The organism is Pseudoalteromonas rubra (assembly GCF_001482385.1).
Classification (GTDB): domain Bacteria; phylum Pseudomonadota; class Gammaproteobacteria; order Enterobacterales; family Alteromonadaceae; genus Pseudoalteromonas; species Pseudoalteromonas ardens.
Map to the genome: position 1 here is coordinate 2,453,166 of NZ_CP013611.1, position 22,775 is coordinate 2,475,940.

At 49.7% G+C, this 22,775-nt stretch carries 3 protein-coding genes; 1 reads left to right on the forward strand and 2 read right to left on the reverse strand.

The annotated features are described in order from the left end of the window. Positions 1-41 precede the first annotated feature (41 nt). Entirely contained in the window at positions 42-1,265 is a 1,224-nt protein-coding gene (gene dapE / locus AT705_RS10870; protein ID WP_157576742.1) for a succinyl-diaminopimelate desuccinylase, read from the reverse strand. Between the two features lie 275 nt (positions 1,266-1,540). On the opposite strand from dapE, the gene AT705_RS10875 reads away from it, so the two are divergent. Then, on the forward strand, positions 1,541-2,773 hold the full coding sequence (locus AT705_RS10875; RefSeq protein WP_058796608.1) for a lysine N(6)-hydroxylase/L-ornithine N(5)-oxygenase family protein: 1,233 nt from the start codon (positions 1,541-1,543) through the stop codon (positions 2,771-2,773). Positions 2,774-3,205: 432 nt separating this feature from the next. Here the strand turns inward: AT705_RS10875 and AT705_RS10880 are convergent, their stop codons facing one another. After that, on the reverse strand, positions 3,206-22,621 hold the full coding sequence (locus AT705_RS10880; RefSeq protein ID WP_058796609.1) for a non-ribosomal peptide synthetase: 19,416 nt from the start codon (positions 22,619-22,621) through the stop codon (positions 3,206-3,208). Between the last annotated feature and the right edge of the window lie 154 nt (positions 22,622-22,775).

Below are 22,775 nucleotides of genomic sequence, written 5' to 3' on the forward strand. Positions count from 1 at the left end.
CCTTGAGAGAGCCCAAGCATGGGCTCTCTGCAAACTCTGTACTATGTTAATGCTGCCAATTGCTGTGCCTGACGCTGTCCTATCTGTGCGGCATCAAGACAAAAAGCCTGTATCGCTAACTGATAAATATGTGCCAGATCGGCAATATCCTGTACATCCGCAGACTCATTAATCTGATGTATGTTGTCGTTTTTCAGCCCAAATTCAATCACCTGTGTATGATTGGAGGCAATAAATCGGCCATCAGAGGTACCGCCATCAGTGGTCAACATCGGTACCTGACCTACCACTGTATCAATCGCACCGCAGATCAACGCAACAAACTCATCCGCCTGATTAAAATAAGGCGCGCACGGACGCTGCCAGTCAATATCATAATTAAGATCCAGATCCAGCAAGATGTCATCAATCAATCGCTTGAGCTCCGCTTCATTAAAACGGCTGCTATAACGAATATTGAAACACACATCACAAGCGCCGGGAACGACATTGTCCACAAATTCGCCACTATTAAGTTGAGTTACCTGAAATGTCGTGCCCGGCATTTGCGCTGTTCCTTCATCCCATTTTAGGGCTAATAAGCGCTGCAACAAACGCGATGTATGATGAGTGGCATTGTCACAGTTATGCGGGTAAGCGACGTGGCCCTGACGTCCATAAACTCGAATGTGAGCTGACAGAGAACCACGCCGACCAATTTTTAGTACATCACCCAGCGTCTTGCGGCTCGAAGGCTCTCCAACCAGGCAGTAGTTTGGAAGGTGATCAACCCCTTGCTGTTTCAGGTGACTCATAAGAACTGCCGTACCGTGTTCAGCTTCACCTTCTTCATCACAGGTAATAAGGAACATAAGACTACCCCGGTTGCATTGTTCGATCAGGGATTCAACGGCCGCAATAAAACAAGCTATCGCGCCTTTCATGTCGGCAACCCCGCGCCCATACAGACGACCATCCTGAATTTCAGCAGCAAATGGTGGACATTGCCAGAGTTCAACAGGCCCTGTCGGTACGACATCCAAATGACCTGCAAATGCCAATGTTTCACCGGGCCCAAACACTCTTTTCGCAACCAAGTTCCGAACTCCCTGACGGGTCACTTCATGGCAGTCAAACCCGAGCGACTGAAGCTTACGGATCAAGAAACACATACTGCCAGCATCGTCAGGGGTAATCGATTTATAACGCACCAGCTTTTGCGTCAATGCAATGGCATTTTCACTTAATGACTGACACTTCTCCAAGGCAAAGTCGGCAACTAACATATTGGTTTCACTCACTCATTTCGGCTCAACGAACATACAGGTCTACGGCATTAATAAACGTGACCGCTTTGAACTAGCTAGACGAGATATTTGGAAAAAAATTCACACTTTATAAGAATTTATTGCGCTCGCTCATGGTAATTCTTTTTCCCTTACTTTTTGCATTAATTGCACGCGCCGCAACCTAAAGAAACCAGCATACCTATCGTCTTTATGACAATCAATATTATTTCACGCCCCCGTGCGTGCGATTTAAGGTAATCAAAGGCAAAAAAATGAAACTATATGACGTGATTGGGATCGGGTTTGGCCCGGCCAACCTGGCACTGGCCATCGCCCTGAAAGAGCAAAACAAACTGAGTGATCGAGTATGCTTCATTGAAAAGCAACCCGACTTTTTGTGGCATGGCGGAATGTTATTGGACAATACCGATATGCAGATCTCGTTTCTGAAAGATCTGGTTTCCTTGCGCAACCCGACCAGTCACTTTAGCTTCATTAATTACTTACATAATCAAAAACGCCTTGACAGTTTCATTAACTTAAAGACTTTCTACCCTTCTCGTCATGAATTCAATGACTACCTACGCTGGTCTGCCAGTCATTTCCGTGACCACTGTCACTTTGGTGAGCAAGTGAATGACGTAGAACCAATTATTGTTGAAGGTAAAGTTGATCACCTCAAGGTCACCAGTCGAGATGCAGAAGGTAATCAAAGTGTTCGCCTGACCAAAAACTTGGTAGTAAGTGTCGGTGGCTCGGCAAAAGTACCCGCTCCATTTGACGTACTAACAGACAGTGACAATGTATGGCACTCATCACAATATTTACACAACAAGCATAAAGTTAAAGCCGGCGATCGAGTTGCGGTTATTGGCGCAGGACAAAGTGGCGCTGAGATTTTTGCCGATCTTGACAACATGACAGAACAACCACAAGTTGACCTGATCATGCGTTCAGGTGCAATGAAGCCAGCTGATTCTAGTCCATTTGTTAATGAGATCTTTGATCCTGCTTTCACCGATATCGTATTCGACAAATCACCGGAACAAAAAGATCGCTACTTTAATGAATTCAGAAGCACCAACTATTCAGTAGTCGATGAGCCATTAATCGACAGTATTTACGCCAGTCTTTACGACCAGAAGCTAAAAGGTGGAGATCGCCTGGCTATTCGTCATCGCACCTCCGTGAATAGTGCGACGCTTGATAGTGAAGGTAAAATCAACCTTGAGCTGGAAGATGTGCAAAACCGCGGTGTGCAAAAGTACGACCACCTAATTCTGGCTACGGGTTACCAATACCCAAGCCGCTCGCCGCTCCTGGAGCAATTGGCGGAATGGTTAAAACCACAAATTAGTCGTTACTATCAGATTGAGACAACTGATAACTTCATGCCTAAAGTATTTACCCAAGGGGTCAACGAACAAACCCATGGTATCAGTGACTCTCTGCTGTCTATACTGGCTGTTCGCTCCGCTGAAATTGTCGACGCACTCGACCTGTAATCTGTATAAGGTGGGTTTAGCCGGCGCTCACTATCGGCTAAACCCACACGATCCACCTGACGCTATGTACTTTCGTTAATCCCGGTCCAAACCTGATGACGTTCGCAGCTAGTCCTGCTGCCTGAGATTCAAATAGGTTGATGTAAATCCAAATTACGGGATGCACTACCAGATGTTCACCTATTAGCGCGTTCACATCGTTCGACTCTATTCAGCAAGCCAAGCTTACGGTCTGTGTAAGCAGTATACATGGCCTGTTTCTGCCCCTCTCTTCTGATATGTCCGTATTTCGGAACGTCAGACTTTCTATGTCAACGCTTGAACGACGGTTGTTTTTAACACCTGCTCAGCGAACTGCGGGCAATTACGGAATATAAGACATAAAAAAAGCTGCGCACAGGCGCAGCTTTTCGGTTCTCCTAAGTGAGATTGTTAGTCAGCACTCAATAGACTCTCATAGACAGATGCAAGTACTTCCTCTGCGGCTATGATTTGACGATGGTCATAATCCAGATGCGTAACGGCAAACTCTGCATCCAGCTCACAGAGATAAGCCTCCATTGCTTCTAAGTCTGCCTGATTTGACCACCAGGCATGTGCCACACTCGACGCTTCCTGCGTATACTGCTGAGGCGTTCTGGCCAAACGCTGTAATTCATAACCCGCAGCCAGTAGCGCTGCAAGTTCAGCCTCAGGAAGCTGATTTAACGTTTGCTCAAAGAGCGCGCCAAATGTGTGCTGATGAGCAATCAACCACTGTGCCAGCGTAGCCGGGTCCAGAACTGTTTCATCCAACCCCTGCTCCAGCTCTGAAACCATACGATGATGCAGCTCACTCTGTTGATCCAGGCTATAACCCCCAATCCAAGACAATACCCAGGCGCGCCAATCTAATCGGGTTTGAGCTGTTTCAGCATGCGGGTTCCAACTGTCCACCAGATACAAGTGGCTCACTGTTCTACCAATTGCTGCTAGTGCATTCGCAACCAATGCTGCCAATGCGCCACCAAGCGACCAACCCAGCAGTTTAATGGTGCCCTCGGGCTGAGCCTCATCCAGTGTCTTAGCGTAATGCTGAGCCAAATCAGTCAAAGCACTGAACTGCGCAAGCTGTCTGGCTGCCGCAACACCAATACAATTAACTTTACCCGCCAACTTTTCAGCCAGAGGGCGGTAGGCTACGGTCAAACCACTGCCTTCGTGCAGACAGAACAGGTTATCCGCACCGGGAACGACATCATTCAGCGGGTGCAGGATCAACTCTGCCTGCTGGGTCATTTCAGCGACTAAACTTGCCAGATCAGGCGCTTGCCATAACTGCCTTACAGCCAGTGGCAATACATTGCTTTGCTGCCACATGCTGATCACTTTCAAGCCGTTGATCGAATCGCCTCCCAGTGCAAAGAAGTTATCCAGACGACCAACCTGCTCAACACCCAGCACCTCCTGCCAGATTGCAGCCATCGCCTGCTCAACTTCACCTTCCGGGGCCACAAAGCTTGCATCACTTTGTAACTCCGCTTTTGGCAGAGCTTTGCGATCAATCTTACCATTGCTGTTAACGGGCAGGTCTGTTAAAGCCATAATCACCGCAGGTACCATATAATCAGGCAGGTTAGCAGCTAAGGTGGTTTTGAGATCAGCCTCGTTCGGCAATGTATCATTGTGACCACTTACATAAGCCACCAGACGCTTACCAGCAGGCGTATCATCAGCAACCACGACAGCCTGACGCACAGCATTTTGTTTACGCAACAAAGTTTCGATTTCCCCTAACTCGATTCGGAAACCACGAATTTTCACCTGGTGGTCAGTACGACCCAGATATTCCATCAGCCCCAGGTCGTTCCAGCGCACCAAATCACCGGTGCGATAGAGGCGGCTGCCGTCATCGGCAAACGGATTGGCCACAAAACGCTCTGCAGTCAGATCGGGTCGATTCAGATAGCCACGTGCCAGGCCAATTTCCTCAGCCATGTACAGCTCACCAATCTGTCCCGGTAACACCCTATTCAGCTGATTATCCAATACCCAGGCCTGACGTTGTCCCAGCACTTCACCAATGGGAGCATACACCGCATCAAAGGAGCTGCCCGGCATTGCTTTCCAGGTCAAGGGGGTAACAACCGTTTCGGTCGGGCCATATCCATTGATGAAGAAATCCGGCTTCAGCACGCGCTGTGCTAACTCGAACGAAGCCTGTGGCATCGCATCTCCACCAAAACAGTAAACCCTGACCGGTGGCGGGTTACCCACCTGTTCAACATAGGCTGATAGCTCACGCAGGAACACCGGTGGGAATACCACAGTCGTCACACGCTGCTGATGCAGATTCCGATAGGTTTCCTGCAAATCCCATTGGTGCTCCGGGCGGATCACGACAGTACCACCGTGTGTCACCGCCGACAGCCAGCGTTCATGCGCACCGTCGAAACAGAAAGACATAAAGATCAATTCACGATCTGCAGCGGTCAATTCGTAGCGTCGTCCAATGCCACGACAATGTGCCGCGATAGAGCCTCGGCTAACCAACACCCCTTTCGGGTTACCCGTTGAACCGGAAGTATAAATCACATACGCGCCCTGAGCCGGGTACACTTGCGGTTGCTGCCATTGCTGTGTCAATGGAATAGCGGCCATGTGATGCAAAGCGGCATCCCCGGCAATCTCATTCAAGCTATTATCGCTAACCAATATGTGCTGCATCTGGCTGTCTTTAATCATGTAAGCCAAACGTTCTTCAGGGTAACTCAGATCCATCGGCACATAGACCGCGCCTGCTTTCAGGACCGCAAGGAAGGCCAGTGGTAAGTCAATACCACGATTAAGCGCCACACCCACCCTCTGCTCAGGTTCAACACCCTGTTCCCGCAGGTAATAAGCAAGCTGATTGGACTTTTCAAACAGTTCTTTATACGTATAGCTGTTACCTTCACAGGTCAATACTTCTGCATTAGGTGTCTGCTCAGCCAATTGATTTAGCGTAGAGACCACATCCTGATATTGCGTCGCACCTAACACCGGCGGCTGACCGTTTGGTAAATAAATCGGTTCAACAACGCCACGATGCAGCGGCGTAATTGTTTCCCCAAAACCTTGTTTTTGCAGTGCTTGTTGAATATCCTGTGGCATTATATCCAGGTCTGACAGGCTCAATGCAGGCTGCGCAACAAAGGCGTTCAAAATTTGCTGCAATCCTGCCATCAAAGTGGCTATCCGCTGCTCACTAAACAACTCCCTTGCGTAGTCCAGCCTCAATGTTAACTCACCTGTATAGTTTTCACTGGTGTTGAGTACAAGATCGAACTGCGCCTTGGTATTAGGTAGTTCACTGGGTGCAATTGTCAGCTCAGGTAATTTCACTAGCTCGTTGTCATCCTGGCGCTGATGGCTCATCACTACCTGGAACAACGGTTGCTGCCCGACAGTGCGCTCCAACGACAAGCTATCTACAAGCTTTTCAAACGGCAAGTCCTGGTTGGCCTGTGCCTCCTGCAAACGGGTTGCAACTTGTGCTACAACCTGTTGTAAGGTCAGCTCACCACTCAGTTTCGACTGCAACACCTGTGTATTGGCAAAGAAGCCCACAATATCCTGACTATGACTGTGTTGACGATTAGATATAGGCATACCAACCCGGATCAGGGATTGTCCGCTATAATGGTGCAACAGTACGTGCCATGCCGCCATTAAAACGCCGAATAAGGTGCTGTTTTGGTCTTGCGCAAACTGTTCCAATGCCTGCTTCAAAGTATCCTCAACCACCACCTGCTGTGCCGCACCATTATTTTCGTACAAATCACTGGTGCGATCTGTTGGCAGACTCAAGTGTGGGTGTTCATCTCCTAACAGCGTTTGCCAGTAAGCAAGCTGCCGTTGCTCTTCACCACCAGCCAGCCAGTCGCGCTGCCACAAAGCATAATCACGGTACTCTGGCTGAGTATCATCGATATGCAAAATATCACCCGTTAATGCCCCCTGGTAGGCTGCAACAAAATCGCGCACAATCAGCTTCATTGACCAACCATCCGAGACGATATGATGCATGACCACAACCAGCTCATGCTGGGACTCATGATGTGCAATCACACCGACTCTTAGCAACGGCTCGCAAGTCAGGTCAAACGGTGTATTCACCAGTTGCGCTTTAAATGCCAGCTGCTCTTGTGCATTGTTAGCAGTGCTGTGAACAATCTCACATTCACAGCGGTCATCCACATACTGACTGACCTTACCATCGGCATGCTCTACAAATCGGGTTCGCAACACGCTGTGCTTGCGCAATACAAAATCAAAGGCCTGTTGCAGCGCCTCCCAATTCAAAACACCATTGAGGTTCAGACCACCCGCAATGTGATAAGCATCGCTCTGTGGCGCCAGTTTCCACAAAAACCATTGACGAGCCTGAGCATAGGACAAACCTTGATAAGCGTGCTCAGGTGCACTGCGAACAAGTTCAGGTATTCTGCTCTGCATTGACCCTATGCGCTGTGCCAAATTATGTAACTCGGGTGCAGCAAAAATATCTGCCAGAGACAATGCCATACCTCGCGACTGAGTCTGAGAGATCAGCTTCATACTACTGATAGAGTCACCACCCAGTACGAAGAAGTTATCCAGTCGACCAACCCGCTCAACACCCAATAGCGCTTGCCAGATTGCCGCCATGGTTTGCTCAACCTCGCCTTGCGGTGCTTCATAGCTGACCAGGCTTTGCTGCGCTACCTTGGGCAGGGCTTTGCGATCAATCTTACCATTACTGTTCACCGGTAGTTCTGCCAGCACTATGATCACCGCCGGCACCATATAGTCCGGTAAAGCAGCCGCTAGCTCAGCCTGCAGGTTAGCACTTTCCAGTGTCTCACCATCATGACCACTGACATAGGCAACTAAGCGTTTACCCGCCTGACCATCGTCGGCCACCACAACCGCTTCACGTACCCCTTCAATGGCATATAAAGCGGCTTCGATCTCCCCAAGTTCAATGCGGAAACCACGGATCTTCACCTGATGATCAGTTCGACCCAGATACTCCAGTTGGCCTTCACTATTCCAGCACACCAAGTCACCACTACGATACATGCGGCTGCCATCCGACATGAAGGGGTCCGCAACAAAACGCTCAGCGCTCAGATCCGCGCGATTTACATAGCCACGCGCTAATCCAACACCCGCAATATACAATTCACCGGCCACCCCTGGTGGGCATAAGTTCAATGCTCTATCGAGCACGTAAAGCCGGATCCCCGCAATAGGCGCTCCAATTGGTATTGATAACGTGGGGTCACCATGACAGGTAAAGTGACTGACATCTACAGCCGCTTCAGTCGGGCCATAGAGGTTGTACAATTTAACCTGTGGTAGTTTACTCAATGCCTGCGCCTGCACTTCACTCGGCAGCGCTTCACCACTACATAGAATGCGACGAATACTGGTCGCCGTGTGCACCATGTCATGACTGATAAAGGCTTGTAACATAGACGGCACAAAGTGCAGTGTGGTCACGCCAAAGCTGTTAATGGTCTCCAGCAGCTGAGAGCTGTCTTTATGTGAACCAGGTTGCGCTATGACTAACTCAGCACCATACATCAGTGGCCAGAAGAACTCCCATACTGACACATCAAAGCCAAATGGCGTTTTTTGTAGTACTTTATCATCACAACCTATTGGATAAGCTGATTGCTGCCAGGCAATACGGTTGTAGATGGCGCGGTGCTGGTTACCAACCCCTTTCGGTTTACCTGTTGAACCAGAGGTGTAAATCACATAAGCCAGCTGAGTTGGCGCAATTTCGTGCTGCGGCAGATGCTGCGGATAGTCATCCAACGGCACACTGCTATAAAGCACACGCTCTGCCAGCTGTGCGAGGTTTTCAAGTCGATTGAGCGAATCATCACCGATAAACAAAGATAAGCCGCTAGTCTCAGCGATATATGCAATACGATCTAGCGGTAATGATGGCTCAAGCGGCACATATGCAGCGCCCGCTTTGACTACAGCCAGAATACTGATCACCATTTCCAGACTACGTTCAAAGACCAGCGCCACTTTGTCTTCTGCACCGATACCCCGAGCATTTAAGTAGTGTGCCAACTGGTTGGAGGCGCTCTCGAGCTCACCATACGTCATGCTCTGCTGGCCGAATCGCAGTGCCACGGCATCACTTGTACGCGCGCTTTGCTCGCTGATCAGGGTCGTGATCGGACATTGATACTCATGGGCAGCTTCTCCAGTCCCCATCTCTATCAAGTTGCTAAGCTGTTGCTCATCCTGCAATGGCAGCAAGGACGCGAGCAGAACTTGGTTATTGTCCGTCATTGCCATTATCAGCTCTTTAAACTGAGTTGCTAACGCGCGAACATCTGCTTCAGCCAAAACACTGCCCTGATAATTAAAGCGCAGGCGCAGCGTCTCTTCCTGAATAAATAACACAGTCAGAGGGAAATTTGTTTCATCACGATCTTCTAGGATCTCGAAGTGCGTCTGACGCTCCTCTTCCTGCATCAGTGCCTGATCGATAGGATAGTTTTCAAAGACCAGCAAGGTGTCAAACAAACCATCTCGACTGAGTTCAAGCGATTGCGCTGCTATTTTTTGGATTTCATACAGAGGCGTAAACTCATGCTCGCGTACCGCCAAAGCTGCACTTTGTTGTGCTTGCAACCACTCTGTCAGAGTTTGCGCCGGATCAACACTCGCCACCATAGGAACCGTATTGATAAACATCCCCTGAATGGCCTCATGACCAGGCAAATCATTAGGACGACCAGCTGTCGTCGCACCAAAGCACACGGTGTCTCTGTCGAGGTAACGACTTAACAGGAGTGCCCATGCGCCTTGCACCAGTGTATTTTGGGTGATCCTGTGCTGCTGACAAAAAGCCGTCAACTGCGCATAGTCATGTTCACTCAACAGTACATCGAGACCACCGAATTGTCCTTCCTGTGGTTGCGTGAAGGCACCGCTCAAGTAGCTTGGCTCCTCAAGATCAGTCAGTTGCTGCTGCCAGAATGCCAGGTTCTGCGCTTCATCCTGCTCAGCCAGGTAAGCGATGTAATCACCGTACTGACCGCGAACCGGCGCCAGTGGCTGTCCTTCGTATGCCGTGAGCACTTCACCCATCATCGCCGAGCGACTCCAGCCATCGGTCAGAATATGGTGCATGGTCCAAATCAATACATGTTGTTGTTCGGCTAACGTGATCAGAATAACACGGTTTAATCCTGGCTCTGTTGTCAGGTCAAAACCACGGCGGGACTCGCTTTGCGCCAGCTCTCGCAAGTGCGTTTGCTGTTCATCTGCTGTCAGTGATTGCCAGTCGAGCTCTTGCCAGTCCAGCACAGCATCGCGATTGACGTATTGCAGTGACAGACCATCTTGAGTGATGAACCCGGTACGAAGCGCATCATGACGCTGAACAACCTGCATCCAGGCGTCTTTAAATCGTGCGCTGTCCAGACGGGTAATCATAAAGCAGCTTTGGCTGATATACGCTTCACTTTGCTCAAACAAGCTGTGGAATAACATGCCTTCTTGCATTGGTGATAACGGATAAATCGTGCTGACCTGTTCAAGCGGCAGCGACAAAGCATCAATTTGTGTCTGAGACAACCCGGTTAATGGCAAGTCTGAAGGCGTAAAGCCAGGCTGAGCGTGCTCACAGTGCACAATTAATTCACTTAATGCCTGCTCCAGATGCCCAGTCAGTGTCGCCACATTCTCTGATGTCAGCCTTTCTTTGCCATAACGGATACTCAATTGTAGCTGGCCCGCAATAACCTGACCTGTAATGGTCAACTCACTGTCCATGGCGAACTGCGGATCCAATGCACTGCCAGTGCTTTCATTTGCCGGGCGCCAGTTTGATGTATCCTGAGTACTGTTATCCAGCTGACCCAAGTAATTAAATTCAATAGCCGCTACGTCCTGTTCAGACAATGCAGCGCGTTGTATATCGTTGCCATAATAACGAAACGCACCGTAGCCAATACCTTTATTAGGAATATCGCGCAGTTGCTCTTTATTGAACTTGATAGTCTGCTCAAGCTGTTCGTGACGCGTTAGTACTACAGGGAAGAGACTGGTGAACCACCCAACAGTGCGACTCAGGTCAACGGTATCCGTCCACGCCTCCCGGCCGTGGCCTTCGAGATTAATCTTATGACTCGCCTGTCCGGTCCAACGGTATAATGCATCACTCAGTGCACTGAGCAATAAATCATTAACCTGAGTGCGGTAAGCCCGGCCTGCACGTGTCAGCAGCGACTCGGTTTGGGCAGCGCTCAGGGTAACCTGAGCAACCTCTGAGTCACTGTAGTAGCGACTGCCAGTATCATTCAGCCCAGGTAGAGTACTATTTACCTCAGCGGTACTCTGCCAATAGTCATATTCACTTTCATGCTGCGAAGGATACTGTTGGATCTGTTGTGCCCAGAACTGATAGCTGTGGCTCTTGATCCCCAGTTCAGCATCAGGCTGTTGCCACAGGCGAGTCAGATCTTCCAGTAAAATACGCCATGACACACCGTCTACCGCCAGATGATGCACAACCAATAGCAAACGGGCACTGCCATCTTCCACCGTCATGTGTACAGCACGTAACAGTGGACCGTTCGTCAGATCCAGGCTTTGCTGCGCTTCTTCCGCCAACGCCGTAATCTGAGTTGAACACGTATTTCGGTACCAGATACTTTGCGCGACCATATTGCTGTCAAATGTCGCATACGCTTGCTGCCAGTTTCCCTTCTCATCCTGATGATAGCGTAATCTCAGTGCATCGTGACGCGCCAGCAGAGCAGAGATAAGCTGAGTCAGAGACTCACTCGCCAGAGGCTCAACCATATGCAACATCACAGCCTGGTTCCAGTGCATGCGATTAGCCATATCACGCTCAAAGAACGCTTGTTGAATTGGCAGCAAGCTGACTGTACCCGAAACGTCTTGTTGTGGTATCGCATCCTCGCTCAACGGAGCCATCAACAGCGCCAAATTAGCAACCGTTTGTTGTTCAAAAATCTGCTTGGCACTTAGGACATAGCCCGCTTGGCGCAATTTTGCGATGATCTGCAGACTCAGAATCGAGTCACCACCGAGTGCAAAGAAGTTGTCCTCCCGACCCACTTGATCCAATCTCAGTAACTGCTGCCAAATGCTCGCCAGCAGTATTTCCTGTGTCCCTTGCGGGGCCTGGTAGACTTTTTCAGCCTCTGCTTCTGGTGCAGGAAGTGCTTTTCGGTCTACTTTGCCATTGTGTGTCAATGGCATTTCACTGAGTATGATGATCAAGCTGGGGACCATATAGTCAGGCAGTTGTGCTGCCAATGAGTCCCTCAATTGCTGGCTGTCCAGCTCTGTTTGCACGGCCCCACTCGCGTAGGCGACAAGGCGCGTGCTGCCAGTGCTCTGATCTGCCACCACAACCGCATGCTCGACCCCTGGTAAGGCGTGCAATTTAGCTTCAATTTCGCCGGCTTCTACCCGATAACCTCGGATCTTAAGCTGATGGTCGCAGCGACCTACGTATTCTAACTGACCGTGCTGATCCCAACGCACCAGATCACCGGTGCGATACAGGCGACTGCCATCATTGGCAAATGGGTTTGCCACAAAACGTTCTGCCGTCAACCCAGATTGAGCAAGGTAGCCTCGCGCCATAGCCGAGCCACTGATGTACAACTCACCTGTTATACCATACGGCAGTTGCTGAAGACTCTCATCCAGAATGTAAATAGCTCGTTTGCCAATAGGCTCACCAATAGGGACGTAGCTTGAGCTCAGTGTAGCGCCTTGCTGTTGAGTCCATGCCAGTGGCGTGATCACTGTTTCAGATGGACCATAAGCATTAATAAAGCGCGTTTGTGGCGACATTGCCAGCAAGCTGGCACAGTGCTGTGCTGACCATGCCTCACCGCCGACGATACATAAACGCAGCGCGGCTGGCAGGGTATCAAACTGTTGCAAATAAGCAGGTGTAAAGCCCATCACAGAGAGTTGCTGCTCACTCGCAAACTGTTCTAGTTCATGCTGAGAGAGTAATTTATATTCATCAAGTACTACGCAAGCGCCTACCAGCAACGGACCCCATAGCTGTTCAATCGATGCATCGAAGCCAAAGGACACGGATATCGCACAGCGATCTTGCGCCTGATACTGATACAGTGATTGCACCGCGTTGCAGTGTGCTTGCAGTGCCTGGTGACTGACTGCTACCCCTTTAGGCGTGCCGGTTGAGCCAGATGTATAAATCACATAGGCTAACTGTTGTGGGTGGATAGTGTGTGTGCACACATCCGCACTGTAATTCGCACACAGCTCTTGGCTATAGCTGATCTGCGTACTTGCCTCACCCTTATAATCACTCTGTACGGTGACAACCCACTGACACTGTGCAGTAATGGTCGTAACACGTGCCGCCGGTAGTGCAGTATCCACCGGCACATAACAGGCACCGCTTTTTAAAATACCTAAAAAGCTAACTACTGTATCAAGCGCACGACTAAACACCACTGCCACTTTATCTTCGCGACGGACACCCTGTTCGAGCAGGTAGTTGGCAAACTGTTGTGAACGAGCCTCCAATTCGGCATAGCTCAGGGTCTGTCCAGCCAGGCTAATTGCCACGGCATCTGGCGTTCGTGTCGCCTGAAGACTCAATTGCGCGACAATATCGACAGATTGTTCTGCCTTAGCCAGATACGGTGTATGCTGATGTATTAATCTTTGCTGTTCGGATTCCGACAGCACATTGAGGTTACCTACGGACTGAGTCAGATCCCCCTGCATCGCAGAGAGAACCGCTGTCAGACCAGAAAGTAACGCCTCAATACGCTGGGCACTGAATTTATCACTAACATAATCCAGTGATAAGGTCAGAGAACCATCTTCGCGCTCCAGAGAATTCAATACCAGGTCAAACTGCGCAACCTGAGTGTCAGCCAGACCTTCACGTGCCCGCAGACCACCAAATTCGCTCAATGCATTTTCTTCCACTCGCTGGTGGTTATACAACACCTGAAACAGCGGAGATTCAGCCAGGTTACGTTCCAGATCAAGGGCATCCAGTAATTTCTCAAAGGGCAGATCCTGATTGGCCTGTGCACCACGCAACGTCTGCATAATGCCGTGCAATACCGTTGCGAGTGAATCACTTCCCTGGATATGGCTGTTGATCACCTGAGTATTGACGAAGAAACCGACCATATCCTGGGTGCCACTGTGATGACGGTTAGCCACTGGCATACCGACCCGGATCTCGCGCTGGCCGCTATATTTGTGTAATAAAATTTGCCATGCACTCATAAGCAGGCAAAATAACGTCACCCCTTGTGCCGATGCAAAAGCTTGCATTGCGCTCGTTTGTTCTTTGCTTAGCTCAAGGTTGAGGGTTGCGCTTTGCAAGCTGTTTTGACCACCATCCAGATCAGCAGGCAAGGCCAGTGTCGGGTGTTCGTCACCTAATTGCGCCTGCCAGTATGCCAACTGCTGCTGCTCGGCACCGCCAGCCAGTAAATCGCGCTGCCATTGAGCAAAATCGCTGTAACGCAGCGAATCTGCTTCAACATGCAATACTTCACTGCTCAATGCAGCCTCATAACCACGTACAAAATCAGCAACAATGAGCTTTAATGACCAACCATCCGACACGATGTGATGCATCACTACCACCAGCTCATGCTGTTCCGGTGCATCACAGATCACGCCAACCCGGACCAGCGGCCCCTGAGTTAAATCAAATGGCGTAGTGATCAACCCTTGCTTAAACGCATCACGCTGTGCTTGCGTCGCACCCAGCTCCAGGTAATTAATCGGACAAGCACTTGTGTCACGCGTCTCGGTCGATACTGTACCTTGTTGATCTTCAACAAAGACTGTACGTAACGCGGCATGCTTATCTACTAAATAGTCAAAAGCCGATTGCAATGCACTGCGATCCAGCTTGCCACTGAGATGCAGAGAACTGGGTAAATGATAAGCGATACTTTGCGGATCCAACTTCCACAAGAACCACTGTCGCTCCTGTGCATATGACAAGCCCCGATATTCATGCACCTGACGCTGGATCTCAATAGTCTCAGACGCGCCCTTAAGGTTGGCGACAAGTACCTGAAGTGTCTCAGCACCAAATAGCGTCTGAATGTCTAACGCAATCTCTTTGTGCTTGGCTTGTGCAATCACACGCAAGCTACTAATAGAGTCACCGCCCAGCGCAAAGAAATTATCAAGACGTCCAACTTGCTCTACACCCAGGACTTCTTGCCAGATAGCGGCTATCGTCTGCTCAACTTCGCCTTCAGGTGCGACATAGTTCACTTCACTTTGCAACTCAGCTTTAGGTAAGGCTTTACGGTCAATTTTACCATTGCTGTTCACTGGTAAATCTGGCAATGACATGATCACCGCTGGCACCATATAATCCGGCAGATTCGCCGCTAATGTTGCCTTCAACATCACTTCATCCGGTAATGCGCCATCGTGGCCGCTGACATACGCAACCAAACGCTTTCCTGCTGGCGTATCATCGGCGACGACAACTGCTTGACGGACTTCGGCTTGCTTGCGCAATAGCGTTTCAATTTCACCCAGTTCGATACGGAAACCTCGGATCTTAACTTGGTGGTCAGTCCGGCCCAGATAGTCCATCAGACCCTGGTCGTTCCAGCGGACTAAGTCACCAGTACGATAAAGTCGGCTACCATCGTTGGCAAATGGGTTCGCGACAAACCGCTCCGCGGTCAGATCAGGACGATTCAGGTACCCCCGGGCAAGACCAATTTCCTCGGCCATGTATAGTTCACCAATCTGGCCTGGCAGGACCAGGTTTAACTGGCCATCCAGTATCCAGGCCTGACGTTGCCCAAGCACTTCACCGATTGGTGCGTAAACGGCATTAAATGAGCTACCCGGCATGGCTTTCCAGGTTAGTGGCGTGACGACAGTCTCAGTCGGGCCGTAGCCATTGATAAAGAAGCTCGGTTTCAGTACGCGCTGTGCCAGTTCAAATGATGCTTGTGGCATCGCATCGCCACCAAAACAGTAAACCCGTACAGGAGGCGGGTTGCCGACCTGCTCCACATATGCCGACAACTCACGCAAAAATACCGGCGGGAAAACCACGGTGGTTACGCGTTGCTGATGCAGATTCTGATAAGTTTCCTGCAAGTCCCATTGACGCTCTGGACGGATCACGACAGTGCCGCCATGCGTCACGGCTGACAACCAGCGTTCATGCGCACCATCAAAACAGAAAGACATAAAAATCATTTCACGATCGGCAGTTGTCAGCTCATATCGACGGCCGATACCGCGACAATGGGCTGCAATTGAGCCTCGACTGACCAACACGCCTTTCGGGTTACCCGTAGACCCCGATGTATAAATGACATAAGCCCCCTGCGCCGGATACACCTGTGGCTGCTGCCACTGCTGAGCCAGATCAATATCGGCCATGCAATGTAAAGCGGCCTCACCGGCAATGTCATCCAGGCTGTCGTCACTCACCAAAATATGTGCCATCTGGCTATCATTAATCATGTACGCCAGACGTTCTTGCGGATAACTCAGATCCATTGGCACATACACAGCACCAGCCTTGAGTACCGCCAAAAACGCAAGTGGTAAATCAATACCGCGCTGTAATGCGACGCCTACACGCTGCTCTGGCCCTACGCCTTGCTCACGCAGATAAAAGGCCAATTGATTCGACTTTTCGTACAGTTCTTTGAATGTATAGCTGTGGCCATCACAAGTCAGAACCTCGGCATCCGGTGTTAGTTCGGCGAACTGGTTCAATGTAGAAACCACATCATGATACTGAGTCGCAGCCAACTGCGGCGGCTTCCCATTTGGTATATAAATCGGCTCGATGGTACCAGTGTGCAACGGTGTAATTGATTCACCAAAACCTAGCTTTTGCAGTGCCCGTTGTTGTGACTCACTCACCAATGTCAGTTCTGACAAGCGATTTTCAGGTGCATCGATAATGTTCTGCAGTAAATGTCGGAATTGTTCAGCCAACGCTTGTACATCCGCCCCGGCCAGCTCACTTCCCTGATAACTGAAATGCAAACGTAACGTTTCTTCCTGAATGAAGCTCACAGTCAGCGGGAAGTTTGTTTCTTCCCTCGCCTCGCCGACCTTAAATTCAGTCTGCTGATCTGAGCGAGCTTCAAGCGCATCGGCAAGCGGATAGTTTTCAAAGACCAGTAAAGTATCAAACAAGCCATGCTTGTCCATCGCTAAGTGCGCGGCTTGTTTTTGAATATCATAAAGAGGCGTAAATTCGTGTTCCCGGCCAGCCAGGTTGGCCGATTGCAGTGACTGTAACCAATCACTCAGAGAAGCCTCCGGACGCACTTCAACCATCACTGGCATGGTATTGATGAACATGCCCTGGATACGCTCAGCACCTGCCAGATCGCTCGGACGCCCAGAAGTAGTCGCGCCAAAACACACAGCTTCACGGCCAAGGTGACGGCTAAGCAATAATGCCCACCCCCCCTGCATCAGTGTATTCGGTGTAAGGTGCTGTGATTTAACAAATTTGTTTAAAGCAGTATCTTCTTGCTCGGTGAGTAGTAAATCAAAGGCACTATAACTCCCCTCCTGAGGAGTTGTAAATGCTGAGCTCAGGTAGCACGGCTCCAATAGCAGGTCAGTTTGCGCCTGCCAGTAGGCCAGATTAGCAGCCTGATCTTGCTGTGCTAGATATCCTATGTAATCCCCATATTGCGCATCTACTGGAGGTAAGGTGTGCCCCTCATACAAGCGTAAAACCTCTCCCATTAGGGCCGAGCAGCTCCAACCATCAGTCAGAATATGATGTATAGTCCAGATAAAGGCATGGCGTTTGGGCGCCAATTGTATCAGCACAAAACGCTGAAGCCCCGGCTGTCCATCCAGCTCAAAGCCCTCGCTACGCTGCTGCTGGGCCAGTTCCAGTAATTTCAGCTGCTGCTCGTCTGCGCTCAGGTGTTGCCAGTCTAGTGCTTGCCATTGTGGTGTCAGTGTCTTTACAACAAATTGAAGCGGTTGCGGATCTAAGCTCAAAAAGCCACTGCGCAGCACATCGTGGCGGTCTATCACGGTTTGCCATGCAGCCTCAAAACGTTCAGTATCCAGGCCATGAATATCCAGGCTCGTCTGGTTAACATAAGCCTCGCCCTGCTCATACAAACTGTGGAACAGCATACCCTGTTGCATTGGTGATAATGGATAGATGTCTTGTAGGTGTGCACTATTAACTGATAACGTATCGAGCTGATGCTGACTCAACTTAGCCAGTGGTACATCACTAGGGGTCAGGCAGCCAACACTGTCTGTACAATGCGTTATCACTGCAACTAAAGCAGCTTCCAGGTGCTGTGCAAAAGCCCCCATTACCGTTTCATTCAGTCGTTGTGCACCATAACTGATCACCAGTTGCAGGCTTCCCTCACTCACCTGACCATTAATGCTTATCTCACTATGAGGTTCATAGTCAGGACTGAACGCCGCTCCGCTGTCCTCGCTGGCCAGGCGCCAGGGTGCATCTGAATGTGCTAACGCATTATCCAGTTGACCAAGATAGTTAAACTCAATCTGCCCAACAGGCTGGTTAGCTAAGCTAGCCTGAGTTTGTGCATCACCATAGTATTTAAGTGCCCCATAGCCGATGCCTTTGTTTGGCACAGTTCTGAGCTGTTCTTTATTGTATTTTAACGTCTCGCTCAGCGTATCCTTGCGGGTCAGTTGTACCGGATACAAACTCGTGAACCAGCCCACAGTGCGACTCAGGTCAGTGCGTAAGTCCCAAGGTTCACGACCATGCCCTTCCAGGTTAATCAAACACTCTGCTTGTCCGCTCCATTGATACAGGGCCTCGCTCAGTGCACTCAGTAATAACTCATTGACCTGAGTACGGTAACTTTTTCCTGCTTCGTGCAGCAAGGCCTGAGTTTGTTGCGTATCCAGTGTGACCTTTACGCTGGCACTGTGCACAAGTTTACGGCTGCCCTCGTGATTCAGTTCAGGCAGAGCCAATTGCGGTGCCTGCTGTTGTTGCCAGTAATGCAATTCATCAGAGTGAGCTTGGGCATAACCACTGAGCTGCTGCGCCCAATATTGATAACTGTGGCTCTTGCTGGCAAGGGAAGGCTCCACCTGCTGTTGTAACTGGCCGTAAGTACGGGCCAAATCGTCCAACAAAATGCGCCAAGACACCCCGTCAACTGCCAGGTGGTGGATCACCAACAACACACGAGCACTACCATCTTCCAGCGTCATATGTACCATGCGAGCCACCTCAGCCTCAGCGATATTCAAGCTACGCTGTGCTTCTTCGGCCAGTGCTGTTATTTGATTGCCATCAATGTGGCGCGACCAATAGCTGTCCGCTGCACGCTCAGCATCAAATGGTACATATTGCTGCTGCCATTGCTGCGACGCTCTCTTTACAAAGCACAAACGTAGTGCGTCGTGATGTTCGATCAATTTAGACCAGGCTCGCTGTAAGAGCGTCTCGTCAAGCGGCGTATCCAGTGCCAACAATAGCGCCTGGTTGTAATGATCCTTGTTCTCCAGTTTAGTCGCCAAAAACTGCTGTTGGATCGGTAACAATGTAACGTCACCCTCCACATGCTGGGCAATGGCTTCAGCCTGTTCAAGCTCGCTCAATTGTGGTGCTAAGCGGGCAATACTGTGCAGTTCAAATATTTGTTTTGGGGTTACCACATAACCGTGTTCACGCAACCCGGTGACAATTTGTAAACTGAGAATGGAGTCGCCACCGAGCTCGAAGAAATTATCCAGCCGACCTACTTGCTGCTTGCCTAGTACCTGTTGCCAGACACTGGCAAGCGCTTCTTCGCGTTCACCCTGGGGTGCCTCAAAAGGTACGGATGGCGTGCTGGTGACTTTAGGCAACGCTTTGCGGTCAATCTTACCATTGCTGTTTAACGGCAATGTATCTAACACCATGATGACAGCAGGTATCATGTACTCTGGCAGGGCCTCTGCGAGTAATGATTTCAGTTGCTCTCCTTCTAATGTTTGCTCCGCAGCAGCAGAAACATACGCAACCAGACGTGTGGCCGCTCCACTGTCATCCGCCACAACAACCGCTTCTCGGACACCAGATGATGCATATAGCGCAGCTTCAATTTCACCCAGTTCAATTCTGAATCCGCGAATTTTGACCTGATGGTCAATACGACCAAGATAGTCAAGCTGGCCCTGTGCATTCCAGCTCACCAAGTCACCACTGCGGTACATGCGACTGCCATCCGCAGCAATTGGGTCAGCGACAAAACGCTCCGCACTCAGGTCCGGACGACTAACGTAACCGCGTGCCAGTCCAGCTCCTGCAATATATAGCTCGCCGGCAATACCTTGCGGACATAAATTTAAGGCACGATCCAATACATACAAGCGGATCCCCGCAATGGGCGCACCAATAGGGACTGGCAAATTTGCATTGCCATGGCAGGTAAAGTGGCTGACATCTACTGCCGCTTCGGTTGGACCGTAGAGGTTATATACCTTGATACCCGGCAATTTACTGATAGCCTGTGCCTGTACTTCACTAGGCAACGCTTCTCCACTGCACAATATCTGTCGAATACTGGTCGCTGTACTTACCGCTTCATGACCTAAAAATGCCTGTAGCATTGAAGGTACAAAGTGTAATGTCGTCACGCCAAAATGATTAATAGTGTCAATCAGTTGCGTGCTGTCTTTGTGTGCACCTGGTTGTGCCACAATCAGCTCGGCACCATACATTAGCGGCCAGAAGAATTCCCAGACTGATACATCAAAACCAAACGGTGTTTTTTGCAGGACTTTATCATCCACTCCAATGGGATAAGCCGACTGTTGCCAGGCAATACGGTTGTATATGGCGCTATGCTGGTTCCCCACTCCTTTCGGTTTACCCGTTGAACCTGAGGTATAAATCACATAGGCCAGTTGTGTACCGGGAATGTCATGCGTCGGCAAGTTAAGCGGATATTGTTCAAGTGCCAGTGCAGATAATTCAACACGAGGAGCTAAGTCAGCTAAGCTGTCTAGTCGTGCCAATGAATGATCACCTAAAAACAGGCTCAGGCCACTGCTACTGGCAATATAGGCAATTCGATCTGCCGGTAAAGAAGGTTCCAGAGGCACATACGCAGCCCCGGCTTTAACCACACCCAGAATACTGACAACCATCTCGATACTGCGCTCGAACACCAACGCGACCTTGTCTTCTGCACCAATGCCCTGCGCATTAAGATAATGAGCCAGTTGATTTGTGCGTTGCTCCAGTTCCAGATAACTGAGGCTATGGGTAGCAAAACGAATTGCTATTGCATCGGGTGTTTTGGCACTTTGCTGACTGATTAGTGTTGTTATGGGTTGTGAGTAGTCAAAAACAGCATCACCAGTACCAATCGTTATCAGATCTGATACCTGTGAAGCACCCAATAAAGGTAGATTGCTCACTTCAACGCTTGGATCGCTCAGACAAGCATCAAGCATCAATTGTAATTGTGCCAGACATGCCTGAGCAAATTCCGCATCATACAGTTCATTGGCATAGATCAGATTCAGGCTCGTCCCTTCACTGAGATCTTCAATTACGTCCAGTTGTAAATCAAAAGGCATGCCAAAACGGTACATTTCTGTATCCAGCAAGGAAACGCTTTCCAGTTGACTTAAATTACGCTTGTCGCGACGCAGGTAGTTAAACATAACCTGAAAGATTGGATGGACACCACTTTGACGAGCAGGTTTCAACACATTAACCAGCTGCTCAAATGGCAGATCCTGGTTATTTTGTGCCAGTCGACTCGTTGCGGTATTTTTTTCTAACAACTGCGCGAAACTATCCGTGTCCTCAAGCTGCAATGGCATAACCTGAGTATTAACGAAAAAGCCGACAATATTCTGTGTTTCACTGCGATGACGATTAGCAATCGGCACACCAACACGAATGTTCTGGCTGTCGCTGAGACGTGCCAGTAAAGCTTGCCAGGCTGTTAACAAAACTAAATAGGGGGTGATTTGGTACTCGGTTGCAAGTGCGCCTATACGCTGCCACAAGGCGGCTGGCAATTGTTGTGTTTCAGTGGCAACCTGATAGTTAAGATCATGCCTGTGTTGATTCTGTGCTGGTAAACGCAACGTCTCCTCATATTCTGACAGCTGCTGTTGCCATACCGCCAGCTGCGTGTCATAAAGAGGTTGATGATCCTGCTCATTATCCCACTTAGCGAATTCCAAATAGCCAGCTTGCGCCGGTAATGCATCTTTTCCAGCGTAGAGTGTAATAAACTCATCCAGTAGCTGCTGCATTGAGGTGCCGTCAGCAATAATGTGATGCAAAGTCACAATTAGGCTGGTTCGTGCCTCACACCGAGCAATGGCGATACGCAGCAATGGCTCATTACACAGCGCAAATGGCTGTTCAACAAACGTACGAATTCTTGCTTTATCGGTATAATGGTCAAGTTCAATCTCATGAACATCCAGGGACTGATACCCACCATCGCGTTGCCATACCTGATCTTGCTCCTCAACGAACTGGATCCGCAAACCAGAGTGTTTTGACAACAATGTTTCAAACGCTTGCTTAACCTGCTCTGTTTGCAGCTCACCCTTAAAATGCAATGCGCCAGCAAGGTTATAAGAAACATCCTGAGGATCCAACTTCCAGGCATACCAAAGGATTTTCTGTGCAGGTGTCAGCGAAACCTGCTCCCCAGCTGCCAACTCAACCTGGAGCTGACCGGCGTCACTTTGCGCCTGGTTAATACGTGCTTTTAATCGTTGTTGATCTTCGGTTGAAAGGGAGGAGATAGCGCGATTTCTTCTGGTACGTCTTTGCTGTGACATTCTGGCTCCACTGCAGTCAGTTTAATTCTGATTTCAAAATATGACTGCTAGACGAATGAAAATGGCAAAAATCCACCTCCCTCGGATAAAAATTGTGACTTTAGCAATGTACAGAAATAGGCGATATGCGAAGGGAAAAATGCCCGCTTGCGCG